The sequence below is a fragment of the Rhodococcus sp. 05-339-2 genome (assembly GCF_002258965.1).
Classification (GTDB): Bacteria; Actinomycetota; Actinomycetes; order Mycobacteriales; family Mycobacteriaceae; genus Rhodococcoides.
This window is the reverse complement of record NZ_NOYW01000018.1, coordinates 319,048-332,813: the sequence shown is the minus strand read 5'-3', so window position 1 is coordinate 332,813 and position 13,766 is coordinate 319,048. Positions and strand designations below refer to the sequence as shown.

Below are 13,766 nucleotides of genomic sequence, written 5' to 3'. Positions count from 1 at the left end.
TCGTCGATCCGGCCACACGGCCCCCCTCGTTCGTGAGCGATCGCTGTAGAGCCGGCCGCTGTACACGGTTCGTTGGACGTGAGCTCGCACCGACCGCGCCATTCTAACGAGCGGAAGCGATCCACGACGTGTTCCTCGGATCCGGAAAACGTGGAGGTTACCTCTGGGTATTGTCAAAGTTCTATTGACGATATATCGTCGACTTGTCAATCGATACAAAGGAGAACGACATGAATCACGCATTCGAGGGATTCGCTCACGAATTCGGACGCCGCGCTGTACGTCGCCAGATGCGAGGCGCGCCCTTTCAGATGTGGGTCGCGCAGAGCGACGATCGAGGCCCGTCGGACGATCACGGTCCGCGAGAACGAGGCCGTGGAAGGAGAGGTCATGGTGAACGGAACAGGCACGGTGAGGGCGGCCCGTTCGGACGGGGACGGGAAGGCATGCGCCCCGGCTTCGGTCCCGGCGGTTTCGGGCCGAACGGGGACTTCGGTCGAGGCCGGGGTCGGGGAGGACGCGGACGACGCGGGGACGTGCGCGCTGCGATCCTGCTACTGCTCGAGGAACGTCCGATGCACGGATACGAACTGATCCAGCAGATCGCCGCGAAGAGCAACGGAACCTGGAAGCCGAGTCCGGGTTCCATCTATCCGGCCCTGTCCCAACTCGAAGACGAGGGCTTGGTCCTGATCGACAAGGTGGCCGGCCGTAAGACGGCTGCGCTGACCGACGAGGGGCGAACGCACGTCGACGCTCATCGCGGCGATCTGGGCAGCCCATGGGACGACGTGGCAGAGTCCGTCGGTGTCGACGCTCGCGATCTTCGGGCCCTGATCGGCCAGTTGATGGGCGCAGCCGGTCAGGTCGCCGGAGTCGGCACACCGGCACAGGTGGAGCAGGCCGCCGAGATCCTCACCGAAGCACGCAGGTCGCTGTATCGGATCCTCGCCGACGACGGTCCGACCGATCGAGATCCCGACGACACGGTCGACGCCCCCGACGCGACGTGATCGGCACCTGCGGAATCGTCCGCGGCGCTCGCGACTCCCTAGGATGAACACCCGAGATCCTTTCGTCCATCCAGGGAGTTGCTCGAGTGCGCGTCGTCTTTGCCGGTACACCGGAGCCCGCAGTCCCGTCGCTGCAGCGACTGTTGGAGTCCGAACGCCACGAGGTGATCGCGGTGGTGACCCGGCCCGACGCCGCAGCCGGTAGGGGCCGCAAGACGATGCGCTCACCTGTCGGCCTGCTGGCCGACGAGCACGGAATCCCCGTGTTCACACCCGCGAAGCCCTCGGATCCGGATTTCGTCGCACAGCTCACCGAACTCGCGCCCGACGTGTGTCCGGTCGTCGCATACGGGGCACTGCTGCCGCAGCCGGTGCTCGACATCCCTCGCTTCGGCTGGATCAATCTGCACTTCTCGCTGCTGCCCGCGTGGCGAGGTGCCGCGCCGGTACAGGCCGCCATCGCCGCGGGCGACGAGATCACCGGCGCCTCCACCTTCCTGCTCGACGCAGGAATGGATACCGGCCCGGTACTCGGCGTCGTCACCGAGCGGGTGCGCGCAACCGATACGACGGGGGACCTGCTCACCCGACTGGCGTCGAGCGGAGCAGAGCTACTGGCTGCCACCCTCGACGCGATCGAGGACGGGACGGCATCCGCGCATCCACAGCCCGAGGACGGGATCTCTTACGCGAGCAAGGTGAGCGTCGACGCCGCGCGCATCGACTGGACTCGGTCTGCGGCATTCGTCGACCGGCACATCAGATCGGTCACCCCCGCACCGGGCGCGTGGACCACGATCGGTGAACTCCGCGTCAAGATCGCTCCGACAACGCCCTCGGAGGACACGTTGGCCCCGGGCGAGATATCGGTGCGAAAGTCCGGCGTACACATCGGAACAGGCACGACGGCAGTGGTTCTCGGCGATGTTCAGCCGCAGGGCAAGAAGCTCATGAAGGCACTCGACTGGGCGCGCGGCGCTCGGCTGGACGATACGGCGGTAGCACGATGACAGAACCCGACAGGCCCCGAAAGCGCGAGTCCAGTCCAGCTCGCAAGCACGTCAAGAAGTCGCCCGGAGCCCGCGGGCCGAAGGGAAACCGGCCCCCGCAAGGCGCGGGACCGCGTGCCGTCGACGCGATCGACCCGGCCCGCCGGGCTGCCCGGGACGTTCTCAAGGCGGTACGCGAGCGGGATGCCTACGCCAATCTGGTGCTTCCGGGCCTGCTACGAGAGCGCAAACTGGACTCGCGCGACGCGGCACTGGCCACCGAACTCGCCTACGGCGCGTCCCGCGCGCGTGGTGTGCTCGACGCGGTGATCGCCCATGCAGCCGGTCGGCCTGCCGCCGAGATCGACGGGCCGCTGCTCGACATTCTGCGACTCGGCTCCTACCAACTGCTCCGGACCCGAGTGGCACCGCACGCGGCCGTCGCCACGTCGGTGGACCTGGCTCGGTCCGAATTCGGCACCGGCAAAGCAGGTTTCGTCAACGCGGTACTGCGCCGCGTGTCCGAGCGGACGGCTGCCCAGTGGGTCGACGAGCTCGCGCCCGCTGCGGCAACCGATCCCGTCGGCCACCTCGCGTTCGAGTACGCCCATCCCAAGTGGATCGCGCAGGCCTTCGCCGATGCACTCGGTGCCGACGCCGGTGAACTCGCCGCGGTGCTCGAGGCCGACGACGCACGTCCCTCGGTCCACCTGGTGGCTCGGCCCGGTGAGATCTCCGCCGAGGAACTGGCGCTGATCACCGGGGGAGAAGAGGGACCCTATTCGCCGTACGCAGTGCACCTCGACGGCGGAGATCCCGGCAAGCTCGACGCCGTCCGGGACGGACTGGCCGGGGTGCAGGACGAGGGGAGTCAACTCGTCGGCCGAGCGCTGACCTTGGCACCGCTCGTCGGCGAGGACGGTGGCCGGTGGCTGGACCTGTGCGCCGGACCGGGCGGTAAAGCTGCCCTCCTCGGTGCCATCGCCGAGATCGACGGTGCCACGGTCGACGCCGTCGAACCGACGCCGCACCGAGCCGATCTGGTGTCCAAGACGACGAAAGACCTCCCGGTGACGGTGCACACCGTCGACGGCAGGCAGTCCGGACTCGACGGCGGCTACGATCGCGTGCTCGTGGACGCGCCCTGCACCGGGCTCGGTGCTCTGCGCCGCAGGCCCGAGGCCCGGTGGCGACGACTGCCCTCCGATGTGGCGGCACTGGTGACATTGCAGAAGGAACTGCTGGCCGCGGCGATCGAGCTGGTCCGCCCGGGCGGAGTGGTGCTGTATTCGACGTGCTCGCCGCACCTGTCCGAAACCACCGCCGTCGTCGCGGACGCGGTCCGCCGCTACGGCGTCGAACAGCTCGACACCCGCGAGCTGGTCCCAGGAGTGCCGCAACTCGGCGACGGTACATCGGTGCAATTGTGGCCGCATCGACACGGTACGGACGCAATGTTCATGGCGGCGCTGCGTAAGCCGATGTGACCGGTGAGCCGTCGTGACCGGGAAGCGGTGTGATCAGTTGCCGGCCAGGAACGTCTCGGCCACGTCTGTCGGGGCGTGGACCAGCCACCCGTCGATGATCAGTTCGCGCAGTTCGTCGTCCTCGGTGTTGTCGAGGTCGACCAGAACGGCAGCGAACCCGTCGAAATGCGAGATGGTGAAACACGCCCGCGGGTGTGCGGCGAGAATTGCTTCCTTCTCGTTGAGATCGGCGGTGCGGACGGCGAGAATCGGTCCGCTGGGCGGGATCTCGCTGCCGAACCGCTTCAGATCGGCTTTGCTGAACGGGCGGACCCACGCGAACACGTTCTTGCCCACCGACCACGCCGGACGGCCGTACCGGACACTCTCGGTGACCTCTGGCAGCTCGGCGATCACCGCTGTCACGGAATCCATGGTGGTCATGGGCGAACGATACCGGCTGGGCTAGGCTCGTCAATCGTGGTTTCCCCGATGATCGCCCCCTCCATTCTGTCCGCCGATTTCGCCCGGCTCGCCGCCGAAGCCGAGGCGGTGTCCGGAGCCGACTGGTTGCACGTCGACGTCATGGACGCGCACTTCGTACCCAACCTCACCCTGGGGCTGCCGGTCGTGGAGAGCTTGCTGAAGGCGACGAACATTCCGCTCGACTGCCACCTGATGATCGAGGACCCGGCCCGCTGGGCACCGCCGTACGCCGAGGCGGGTGCGTACAACGTCACCTTCCACGCCGAAGCGACCGACGACCCGTCCGCGGTTGCGCGCGACATCCGGGCGGCGGGAGCCAAAGCCGGACTGTCCGTCAAGCCGGGAACACCCATCGAGCCGTACCTCGAGATCCTGCGCGACTTCGACACGCTGCTGGTGATGAGCGTCGAGCCGGGCTTCGGCGGGCAGTCGTTCATGCCGGAGGTACTCGCGAAGGCGAAAGCCGTTCGAGCACTTGTCGATTCCGGGGATCTGCGACTGGTCGTGGAAATCGACGGTGGCATCAACTCCGACACGATCGAGCAGGCCGCGGAGGCCGGAATCGACTGCTTCGTCGCCGGATCGGCCGTATACAACACCGCCGACCCCGCAGCCGCAGTGCGCGACCTACGCGACCGAGCCGCCCGCGCATCACACCACCTGTCGTAATGAACGGCCAGGGCGCAGCACTGTCCGTCGCGGACGCCATGGCCCTCGCCGTCGAGGCATCCGAGTCCGCCCGAGGCATCAGCAGTCCCAATCCCGCGGTCGGTGCCGTGATTCTCGATGCCGGTGGCGTCGTCGTCGGCATCGGCTCGACGCGTCCGCCCGGCGGTCCGCACGCCGAGATCGTCGCGCTGGCCGAGGCCGGTGACCGAGCGCGCGGCGGCACCGCGGTGGTGACCCTCGAACCCTGCAACCACACCGGCCGCACCGGACCGTGCTCACAGGCCCTGATCGACGCGGGCATCGCCGCGGTCGTGCACGCCATCGCCGATCCGAATCCGCTCGCATCGGGCGGCGCGGCAGCCCTGCGCGCGGCGGGCATTCGCGTCGAACAGGGGATCGGTGAGACGGCGGTGCGTCAGGGGCCACTGCGCGCCTGGTTGCACAAGCAACGCACCGGTCGGCCGCACGTGACGTGGAAATACGCCGCCACCCTCGACGGACGCAGCGCCGCGGCGGACGGTACGAGTCAGTGGATCACCGGACCGCAGGCCCGGGCGCACGTCCACGCTGAGCGAGCCAAGCTCGACGCCATCGTCGTCGGAACCGGCACCGTGCTGGCCGACGACCCGCGACTGACCGCACGACGTCCGGACGGGACCCTCGCGCCGCACCAACCCGTGCGCGTCGTCGTCGGATCGCGGCCGATACCGTCGACCGCAGCAATCCGTGGGACGGACGCCCCCACGGTGTTCCTCGACACCCACGACCCCGCGGCCGTGATCGATGCCCTCAGCGAGCACACCGACATCCAGATCGAAGGCGGCCCGACGTTGGCCGGGGCATTCCTCGCTGCGGGCCTGGTGGACCGCGTCGTGGCGTACGTCGCACCGGCGGTGTTGGGCAGCGGGCCCACAGCGGTGGAGAATGCGGGCATCGGAACAATTGCCGACGCAATTCGGTTCCGCACGGAGACAGTCACCATGATCGGCAACGACATTCTGATCGGCGTCGTGCCCGAAGGAGCGAAGTAGATGTTCACCGGAATTGTCGAAGAGCTCGGCGAGATCGTCGCCAAGGACGAACTGCCCGACGCCGCGCGGTTCACCGTTCGGGGCCCGGTGGTGACCTCCGATGCAGGCCACGGCGACTCCATCGCGGTGAACGGGGTCTGCCTGACCGTCGTCGAGGTGCTGCCCGACGGCGGATTCACCGCCGACGTGATGCAGGAAACGCTGAACCGCTCTAGCCTCGGTGCCCTCGACGTGGGCAGCCGCGTCAACCTCGAACGTGCGGCCGCGCTCGGCAGCCGTCTCGGCGGGCACCTCGTACAGGGTCACGTGGACGGCACCGGAACGATCATCGGCCGATCGCCGTCCGAGAACTGGACCGTCGTGCGCATCGCACTGCCCACCTCGGTCGCGCGCTACGTCGTGGAGAAGGGCTCGATCACCGTCGACGGCGTCTCGCTCACCGTCTCCGGACTCGGCGTCGACGACGGAGCGCACTGGTTCGAGATCTCCCTGATCCCCACCACCCTCGACCTGACCACTCTCGGCACGGCCGAGGTCGGATCGCCGGTCAACCTCGAAGTCGACGTCATCGCCAAGTACGTGGAGCGGCTGCAGACGATCGACGCACAGTAAGTACTGTTGACATGCACGCAATCGATGGTGCATCGGAGAATTTCCAGGGCGCTGAGCCAGGCCCGAGACGTATGGAGCACACCGTGGTGACCAGGTTCGACAGTATCGAGCGCGCAGTTGCGGACATCGCTGCGGGCAAAGCAGTGGTGGTCGTCGACGACGAGGACCGCGAGAACGAAGGCGACCTCATCTTTGCCGCCGAGAAGGCCACCCCGGAACTGGTCGCCTTCATGGTCCGCTACACCTCCGGTTATCTCTGCGTTCCACTCTCCGGTGAGGACTGTGACCGACTCGGCCTGCCGCCGATGTTCGCCACCAATCAGGACAAGCACGGAACCGCGTACACCGTCACCGTCGACGCCCGCGAGGGCATCGGCACCGGAATCTCCGCCTCCGACCGGGCGGCCACGATGCGACTGCTCGCCGACCCCGACACCGGGGCCAACGACTTCACCCGTCCTGGCCACGTCGTACCGCTGCGCGCCAAGGACGGCGGAGTGCTGCGTCGCCCCGGCCACACCGAAGCCGCCGTCGACCTGGCCCGCATGGCAGACCTACGGCCTGCAGGCGTCATCTGCGAGATCGTCAGTCAGAAGGACGAGGGCGCGATGGCCCAGACCGACGAACTGCGCGTCTTCGCCGACGAGCACGACCTCGCCCTCATCTCCATCGCCGACCTCATCGCCTGGCGTCGCAAGCACGAGAAGCACGTCGTCCGTGTCGCCGACGCCCGGATCCCCACCGGTCACGGCACCTTCCGCGCCGTCGGCTACCAGAGCATCTACGACGAGGTCGAGCACGTCGCGCTCGTGCGCGGCGACATTGCGGGCCCCGACGGAGACGGCAACGACGTGCTCGTTCGAGTGCACTCCGAATGCCTCACCGGCGACGTGTTCGGATCACTGCGCTGCGACTGCGGACCACAGTTGGACGCGGCCCTGGAAATGGTCGCCGCCGAGGAACGCGGCATCGTGTTGTACATGCGCGGACACGAAGGTCGCGGAATCGGTCTGCTGCACAAGCTCCAGGCCTACCAGCTCCAGGACGCGGGCTCCGACACTGTCGACGCCAACCTGCAACTGGGCCTGCCGGCCGACTCCCGCGACTACGGAATCGGTGCTCAGATCCTCGTCGACCTCGGTGTGTCGTCGATGCGGCTGCTGACCAACAACCCCGCCAAGCGAGTGGGACTCGATGGTTACGGTCTGCACGTCACCGAACGAGTGCCGATGCCGTTGCGCGCCAACGCCGAGAACCTCACCTACCTGCGCACCAAACGCGACCGGATGGGCCACGACCTCACCGGGTTGGACGAGTACGAGAACGGTCGTTCCGCAGGCTCCACTCCTGCATCCGAGAACGGGGCCACCTCATGAGCGGCGAAGGCGAACCCACCCTGCAGCTCGCAGGCGCCAGTGATCTCAAACTGGCGATCGTCGCCGGTCAGTGGCACCAGAAGATCTCTCAGGCATTGCTCGACGGTGCACTTCGCAAAGCCGAGTCGGCCGGGATCGAGGACGTCACGGTCATCCGTGTGGCCGGAGCCATCGAACTGCCCGTCGTCGCGCAGGCGTTGGCCCGCAACCACGACGCCGTCGTCGCACTCGGCGTCGTCATCCGCGGTGGCACACCGCATTTCGAGTACGTATGCGACGCCGTCACGGCAGGCCTGACGCGCGTCTCGCTCGACGAGGGCACTCCGGTCACCAACGGCGTGCTCACCACCAACGACGAGCAGCAGGCGCTCGATCGCGCAGGGTTGCCCGGTTCGTTCGAGGACAAGGGCGCGCAGGCCACGGCGGCCGCGATCGACACAGCGCTGACTCTCAAACACCTACGCCAACCCTGGACGAATCAGGAGTTCACGTGACCGGCAGCGCACCGTCCGCCGAGTGGGACATGGTGGTGAAGTCGCGCAAGTCGGCTCGCTACGCCATCGCGACGGCGGTGTTGCTCGTGGTGGCGCATTCGACCGTCGCCGTCCTGCTGAGGGTCTCGCCGACCGGGGTGTACTTCAGAACCGCGGACCAACTGGCGATGGCAGGTATCGGACTTCTTCTGGGAGGCCTGGCGCTCGTGCTGACGCGCCCGCGCATTCGCGTCGGGCCTGCAGGTGTCGCGGTGCGGAACCTGTTGTCGGAGCGTCTGATCGAATGGGATCTGGTGCGTGGTCTGTCCTTCCCCGAAGGAGCCATGTGGGCCAGGATCGACATTCCCGACGACGAGTTCATCAACGTGATGGCCATCCAGTCCAACGATCGTGACCATGCGGTCGCGGCCGTACGAAAGTTCCGCACTCTCGAACGCACTTACGCGCCCGCCGCCTCCGTTCCGGACATCCCGGTCGATCGGGACTGACGTCCTACCTCCGCACCGCGGCTGAGCTGCGGATGCGGAGAACGTCGGACCCGACGGCTAACGTGGATGCCGTGTCCGACCCCGCTACCTACCGCCCGGCCACCGGAACCATCCCGGTGGAGCCGGGGGTGTACAAATTTCGCGATCCGCACGGCCGCGTCGTCTACGTGGGAAAGGCCAAGAGCCTCCGCAGTCGACTCAATTCCTACTTCGCAGACATAGCCTCGCTGCATCCGCGTACTCGCCAGATGGTCACCACCGCGGCATCGGTGGAGTGGACCGTGGTGACCACCGAAGTCGAGGCCCTCCAACTCGAGTACAACTGGATCAAGGAATTCGATCCACGGTTCAACGTCCGTTACCGCGACGACAAGAGCTATCCGATGCTCGCGGTGACGATGAACGAGGAGTTTCCTCGGTTGTTCGTCTACCGCGGACCCCGGCGCAAGGGTGTCCGCTATTTCGGCCCCTACGCGCACGCGTGGGCCATTCGCGAGACGCTGGATCTGTTGCTGCGAGTATTTCCCGCGCGCACGTGCTCGACCGGAGTCTTCAAGCGCCACAATCAGATCGGCCGGCCCTGCCTGCTGGGCTACATCGACAAGTGCTCGGCACCGTGCGTCGGACGGGTCAGCGCCGAGGAGCATCGGGCGACCGTCGAGGACTTCTGTGACTTCTTGGCCGGAAAGACGGACAAGCTCGTGCGTCAGCTCGAGAAGAAGATGCAGGCTGCATCCGAGGACCTGGATTTCGAGACCGCCGCACGTCTGCGAGACGACGTCGGTGCGCTGCGTCGGGCATTGGAGAAGCAGGCGGTGGTGCTCGGCGACGGCACCGACGCCGATCTCGTCGCCTTCGCCACCGACGCCCTCGAAGCTGCCGTTCAGGTCTTCCACGTCCGAGGCGGCCGCGTGCGCGGGCAACGCGGCTGGGTGGTGGAGAAGGCAGGAGAGGTGATCGAACGCCAGGACGAGGCCGATCTGCCCGCTCTGGTCGAGCAGTTCCTGACGCAGTTCTACGGCGAGCAGGCCGCCCTGTCCGCACAGGCACCGGGCGGTGACGACGGTGGTTCCAACGCCGTCCCGAGGGAAGTGCTGGTTCCGGTCCTGCCGGACAACGCCGACGAGGTTCAGGCCTGGCTCAGTGAACTTCGGGGCTCGAACGTGACTCTGCGTGTTCCCCAGCGCGGCGACAAGAAGGCGTTGGCCGAGACCGTCGAACGCAACGCCAAGGAAGCCCTGCAGCAGCACAAGCTCAAGCGCGCGGGCGACTTCACATCGAGATCGGCTGCGCTGCAGGGTATTCAGGAGGCACTCGATCTGGATTCGGCACCGCTGCGCATCGAGTGCATCGATATCTCCCACGTGCAGGGAACCGATGTGGTGGCCTCGCTCGTCGTCTTCGAGGACGGATTGCCCCGCAAGAGCGACTACCGCCACTACGCGATCAAGGAAGCGGCAGGCGACGGGCACTCCGACGACGTGGCGAGCATCGCCGAGGTGACCCGTCGCCGGTTCCTACGGCACTCCGCGGACGGTTCGGCCGAGGGGACCGGAGGCGATCTCGCCCCCGAAGCGGCGTTGGATCCACAGACCGGCAGACCGCGCAAATTCGCGTATCCACCCAATCTGTTCGTCGTCGACGGCGGTGCCCCTCAGGTGGCCGCTGCCGCGGCCGTGCTGGACGAGCTCGGCGTGACCGACGTGGCCGTGGTCGGTCTGGCGAAGCGGCTGGAGGAGGTATGGGTTCCGGGGGAGGAGGATCCGGTGATCCTTCCGCGTACGAGCGAGTCGCTCTACCTGCTCCAACGGGTTCGCGACGAAGCGCACCGGTTCGCGATCACGTTCCATCGCAGCAAGCGATCGCGACGCATGACGGCCTCGGCTCTGGATTCGGTTCGCGGACTCGGCGAGTCGCGTCGAACGGCACTGGTGGCACACTTCGGTTCCGTCGCCAACCTCAAGCGTGCGACGGTCGCGGAGATCGTCGAGGTGCCCGGGATCGGAGAGACCACAGCCAAGTCGGTGCTGGCCGCACTGGGTTCCGGCACGGACGACGCCGATGTAGGCGATGATGGCAGCGCAACTGCAACGACATCGGGCGAGAACACGGCGGAACATGCGATCGCACCGCGCGTGGAATCGGCGGGACAGGCTTCGTAGTGAGCGAACACCAGACACAGAGACACCCACCGTCCGAAGACCATCTCGAACAGCCCTCCGCGGGGGAGTCGCGGCACGACGAGATCGAAGTGGCGTTGGTCACCGGGGTTTCCGGAGCAGGATTGCGCACGGCGGCCAAGATTCTCGAGGATCTCGGCTGGTACGTCGCCGACAACCTACCGCCGGAGCTCATCTCCAAGATGGTCGATCTCGGCCGCGAGTCCAAGCCCAGAATCGAGCGACTGGCGCTGGTGATGGACGTTCGAAGTCGCCTGTTCACCGGCGATCTGGGCTGGGTGGTCAAAGAACTCGATTCCAAGGGCGTGCGCAACAGAGTGCTCTTCCTCGACGCGTCCGACGCCGTGCTGATCCGTCGATTCGAGTCCAACCGGCGCAGCCATCCTCTGCAGAACGACGGTCAGGACGGAACCTTGACCGAGGGCATCACCGCCGAACGGTTGCGACTCGCCCAGGTCAAGGCGGCCGCGGATCTGACCGTGGACACCACATCCCTGTCGGTGCATCAATTGCGGCGCAAGATCGAGACGGTGTTCGGCGAGTCCGACACCACCGGCGTCGGGGTCACCGTGCAGTCGTTCGGCTTCAAGTACGGCCTGCCGATGGACGCCGACCTGGTCTGCGACGTTCGCTTTCTGCCCAATCCCCATTGGGTTCCGGAGCTGCGCGAACACACCGGCCAGGACGCGGACGTCCGGGATTACGTGCTGGGGCAGGACGGGGCACGCGACTACCTGCAGACGTACACGCATCTGCTGAATCTGACGATCGAGGGATACGTGCGGGAAGGCAAGAGATACATGACGGTGGCTGTGGGCTGCACCGGAGGGAAACATCGGAGTGTTGCGATGACCGAGGCACTGGCCGCGATTCTCGCCGATCAGGGTGATGTGTCGGTGCGGGTGCTGCATCGGGATCTGGGTCGCGAATGAGCGAGGTCGACACCGAAGTACCGGTATCGGGCCCCAGGATCGTCGCACTCGGAGGCGGTCACGGCCTGTACGCAACGCTGTCGGCGGCCCGGTTGCTCGGTCACGACGTCACCGCCATCGTCACGGTCGCCGACGACGGGGGATCCTCGGGACGTCTGCGGGCCGAGCTCGGCGTCATTCCGCCCGGGGATCTGCGCATGGCGCTGGCCGCGCTGGCACGCTCGGACGAGCGAACACAGCTGTGGACCGACGTCCTCCAGCACCGCTTCGGTGGCACGGGCGCGCTGGCCGGGCACTCGGTGGGCAACCTCATCCTCGCCGGCCTCACCGAGGTACTGGGCGACCCGATCGCCGCACTGGACGAGATGGTGCGGATGCTCGGAATCGACGGACGAGTGCTTCCGATGTCGCCGATCGCACTCGACATCGAGGCCGACGTCTCCGGTCTCGAGGACGATCCGCGCGTGAGCCGCGTCATTCGCGGACAGGTGGCGGTGGCGACGACTCCCGGCAAGGTTCGCCGCGTTCGGCTGCTTCCCCCCGAACCGCCGGCGTCCGCGGATGCACTCGCTGCGATCGAGAAGGCTGACCTCGTGGTGCTCGGACCGGGATCGTGGTTCTCCAGCGTGATCCCGCACGTACTGGTGCCGGATCAGCTCACCGCGCTGGCCCGTACGAGCGCGCCGAAGGTACTGGTGCTGAACCTGGCCCCCGAACTCGGTGAGACCACCGGATTCTCCGCCGAGCGCCATGTCCACGTACTCTCCCAACACGCACCGGATTTGGGAATCGACTACGTGTTGGTCGATTCCGCCTCGGTCCCGGAAGGCAGCAACCGCGAGCACGTGGCGCGGGCTGCGGCCCGGCTCGGTGCCGAGGTCGTCTACGTCGACGTTGCCGAAAACGGCACCCACGCACATCATTACGGCAAGCTTGCCGCGGCTCTCGGCTCCATCGTGTCGCCCACCGGCGGCACCGCACCGACTGCCGCACGCAGAGAGGGGATCACTTCGTGGCCATGACAGCGGAGGTCAAGGACGAGCTGAGCAGGCTGACCGTCAGCCAGGTCAGTTGCCGCAAGGCCGAGGTGTCCGCACTGCTGCGATTCGCCGGTGGACTGCACATCGTGGCGGGCCGGGTGGTGGTCGAAGCCGAGGTCGACCTCGGGTCCATTGCGAGACGGCTGCGGCGGGAGATCTTCGAGCTGTACGGCTACTCCTCCGACGTGCACATGCTCGGTGCAGGCGGGCTACGCAAGACCTCGCGGTACGTGGTCCGAGTGGCCAAGGACGGCGAAGCGCTGGCCCGCCAGACCGGCCTGCTGGATCTGCGGGGACGCCCGGTTCGCGGCCTCCCCGCACAGGTCGTCGGCGGCACGGTGGGGGATTCCGAGGCAGCATGGCGGGGCGCATTCCTGGCGCACGGCTCGCTCACCGAACCGGGCAGGTCCTCGGCCCTGGAGATCAGCTGCCCCGGACCGGAGGCGGCGCTCGCGCTCGTCGGAGCCGCCCGCCGCCTCGGAGTGGCCGCGAAGGCCCGTGAGGTCCGCGGCACCGATCGAGTGGTCGTCCGCGACGGCGAGGCCATCGGAGCCCTGCTCACCCGCATGGGAGCACAGGACACCCGGTTGATCTGGGAAGAACGACGCATGCGACGCGAGGTCAGAGCCACTGCGAACCGGCTCGCCAACTTCGACGACGCCAACCTGCGCCGCTCGGCCAGGGCCGCCGTCGCCGCCGCAGCGAGAGTCGAGCGCGCCCTGCACATCCTCGGCGACGACGTGCCGGACCATCTGGCCGCAGCGGGATCGCTCCGAGTCCAGCATCGGCAGGCGTCACTCGAGGAACTGGGCCAGTTGGCCGACCCTCCGATGACCAAGGACGCCGTGGCCGGCCGAATTCGACGCCTGCTGTCCATGGCCGATCGCAAGGCCAAGGAAACCGGAATTCCCGACACCGAGTCCGCGGTCACCGCCGAGCTGCTCGACGAGGCGTGATCGGTCCGATCACGTGATGCGCGCGCTCTGCCTG

General features: G+C 67.2%; 15 protein-coding genes. 13 read left to right on the top strand and 2 right to left on the bottom strand.

The window, feature by feature from the left end:
- Positions 1-206: 206 nt before the first annotated feature.
- Complete coding sequence (locus CH273_RS27790; RefSeq protein ID WP_179275514.1) at positions 207-392, bottom strand: hypothetical protein; 186 nt, start codon at positions 390-392, stop codon at positions 207-209.
- On the opposite strand from CH273_RS27790, the gene CH273_RS19245 reads away from it, so the two are divergent.
- From CH273_RS19245 to CH273_RS19235, 3 genes are all read left to right on the top strand, one after another.
- Positions 312-1,013 (top strand): PadR family transcriptional regulator, encoded by a 702-nt coding sequence (locus CH273_RS19245; RefSeq protein ID WP_032398446.1) that lies wholly within the window; start codon positions 312-314, stop codon positions 1,011-1,013. The genes CH273_RS27790 and CH273_RS19245 overlap by 81 nt on opposite strands.
- An 86-nt stretch (positions 1,014-1,099) precedes the next feature.
- Positions 1,100-2,023: a methionyl-tRNA formyltransferase gene (gene fmt / locus CH273_RS19240; protein ID WP_032397997.1), complete on the top strand. Its 924-nt coding sequence runs from the start codon at positions 1,100-1,102 to the stop codon at positions 2,021-2,023.
- A complete protein-coding gene (locus CH273_RS19235) occupies positions 2,020-3,489 on the top strand; it encodes an RsmB/NOP family class I SAM-dependent RNA methyltransferase (protein WP_032397998.1) in 1,470 nt (489 codons plus the stop codon). The genes fmt and CH273_RS19235 overlap by 4 nt, the downstream gene beginning before the upstream one ends.
- Before the next feature lie 33 nt (positions 3,490-3,522).
- Here CH273_RS19235 and CH273_RS19230 read toward each other — a convergent pair whose 3' ends face one another.
- Positions 3,523-3,912: an MmcQ/YjbR family DNA-binding protein gene (locus CH273_RS19230; protein ID WP_032397999.1), complete on the bottom strand. Its 390-nt coding sequence runs from the start codon at positions 3,910-3,912 to the stop codon at positions 3,523-3,525.
- Between the two features lie 36 nt (positions 3,913-3,948).
- On the opposite strand from CH273_RS19230, the gene rpe reads away from it, so the two are divergent.
- The 10 genes from rpe (at position 3,949) to whiA (ending at position 13,732) form a co-directional block, all read left to right on the top strand.
- A complete protein-coding gene (gene rpe, locus CH273_RS19225) occupies positions 3,949-4,623 on the top strand; it encodes a ribulose-phosphate 3-epimerase (protein ID WP_032398000.1) in 675 nt (224 codons plus the stop codon).
- Entirely contained in the window at positions 4,623-5,654 is a 1,032-nt protein-coding gene (ribD, locus tag CH273_RS19220) for a bifunctional diaminohydroxyphosphoribosylaminopyrimidine deaminase/5-amino-6-(5-phosphoribosylamino)uracil reductase RibD (RefSeq protein WP_032398001.1), read from the top strand. The genes rpe and ribD overlap by 1 nt, the downstream gene beginning before the upstream one ends.
- On the top strand, positions 5,655-6,266 hold the full coding sequence (locus tag CH273_RS19215; protein WP_032398002.1) for a riboflavin synthase: 612 nt from the start codon (positions 5,655-5,657) through the stop codon (positions 6,264-6,266).
- Between the two features lie 86 nt (positions 6,267-6,352).
- Positions 6,353-7,642, top strand: coding sequence for a bifunctional 3,4-dihydroxy-2-butanone-4-phosphate synthase/GTP cyclohydrolase II (locus CH273_RS19210; RefSeq protein ID WP_052050500.1), 1,290 nt, complete (start codon positions 6,353-6,355; stop codon positions 7,640-7,642).
- Positions 7,639-8,136, top strand: a complete 498-nt coding sequence (gene ribH, locus CH273_RS19205; protein WP_032398003.1) for a 6,7-dimethyl-8-ribityllumazine synthase — start codon at positions 7,639-7,641, stop codon at positions 8,134-8,136. Before CH273_RS19210 ends, ribH begins: the two co-directional genes overlap by 4 nt.
- 29 nt (positions 8,137-8,165) lie before the next feature.
- Entirely contained in the window at positions 8,166-8,624 is a 459-nt protein-coding gene (locus CH273_RS19200; RefSeq protein WP_032398448.1) for a PH domain-containing protein, read from the top strand.
- A gap of 71 nt (positions 8,625-8,695) precedes the next feature.
- The gene (uvrC, locus tag CH273_RS19195; RefSeq protein WP_032398449.1) at positions 8,696-10,786 is read left to right on the top strand and encodes an excinuclease ABC subunit UvrC; all 2,091 of its coding nucleotides are present in this window, start codon (positions 8,696-8,698) and stop codon (positions 10,784-10,786) included.
- Positions 10,786-11,736 carry an RNase adapter RapZ gene (gene rapZ, locus CH273_RS19190; protein WP_371828397.1) on the top strand — a complete coding sequence of 317 codons (951 nt, stop codon included), beginning with the start codon at positions 10,786-10,788 and terminating at the stop codon, positions 11,734-11,736. Before uvrC ends, rapZ begins: the two co-directional genes overlap by 1 nt.
- Positions 11,733-12,758, top strand: a complete 1,026-nt coding sequence (locus CH273_RS19185; RefSeq protein ID WP_032398004.1) for a gluconeogenesis factor YvcK family protein — start codon at positions 11,733-11,735, stop codon at positions 12,756-12,758. Before rapZ ends, CH273_RS19185 begins: the two co-directional genes overlap by 4 nt.
- Positions 12,749-13,732 (top strand): DNA-binding protein WhiA, encoded by a 984-nt coding sequence (gene whiA / locus CH273_RS19180; protein ID WP_032398005.1) that lies wholly within the window; start codon positions 12,749-12,751, stop codon positions 13,730-13,732. Before CH273_RS19185 ends, whiA begins: the two co-directional genes overlap by 10 nt.
- Positions 13,733-13,766: the final 34 nt, after the last annotated feature.

Coding starts and splice junctions, on each gene's coding strand:
- CH273_RS19185 (WP_032398004.1), top strand. CDS start 11,733: ATGAGCGAGGTCGACACCGAAGTACCGGTATCGGGCCCCAGGATCGTC.
- CH273_RS27790 (WP_179275514.1), bottom strand. CDS start 392: ATGACCTCTCCTTCCACGGCCTCGTTCTCGCGGACCGTGATCGTCCGA.
- CH273_RS19230 (WP_032397999.1), bottom strand. CDS start 3,912: ATGACCACCATGGATTCCGTGACAGCGGTGATCGCCGAGCTGCCAGAG.
- CH273_RS19215 (WP_032398002.1), top strand. CDS start 5,655: ATGTTCACCGGAATTGTCGAAGAGCTCGGCGAGATCGTCGCCAAGGAC.
- CH273_RS19200 (WP_032398448.1), top strand. CDS start 8,166: ATGGTGGTGAAGTCGCGCAAGTCGGCTCGCTACGCCATCGCGACGGCG.
- CH273_RS19235 (WP_032397998.1), top strand. CDS start 2,020: ATGACAGAACCCGACAGGCCCCGAAAGCGCGAGTCCAGTCCAGCTCGC.
- CH273_RS19245 (WP_032398446.1), top strand. CDS start 312: ATGTGGGTCGCGCAGAGCGACGATCGAGGCCCGTCGGACGATCACGGT.
- ribH (WP_032398003.1), top strand. CDS start 7,639: ATGAGCGGCGAAGGCGAACCCACCCTGCAGCTCGCAGGCGCCAGTGAT.
- ribD (WP_032398001.1), top strand. CDS start 4,623: ATGAACGGCCAGGGCGCAGCACTGTCCGTCGCGGACGCCATGGCCCTC.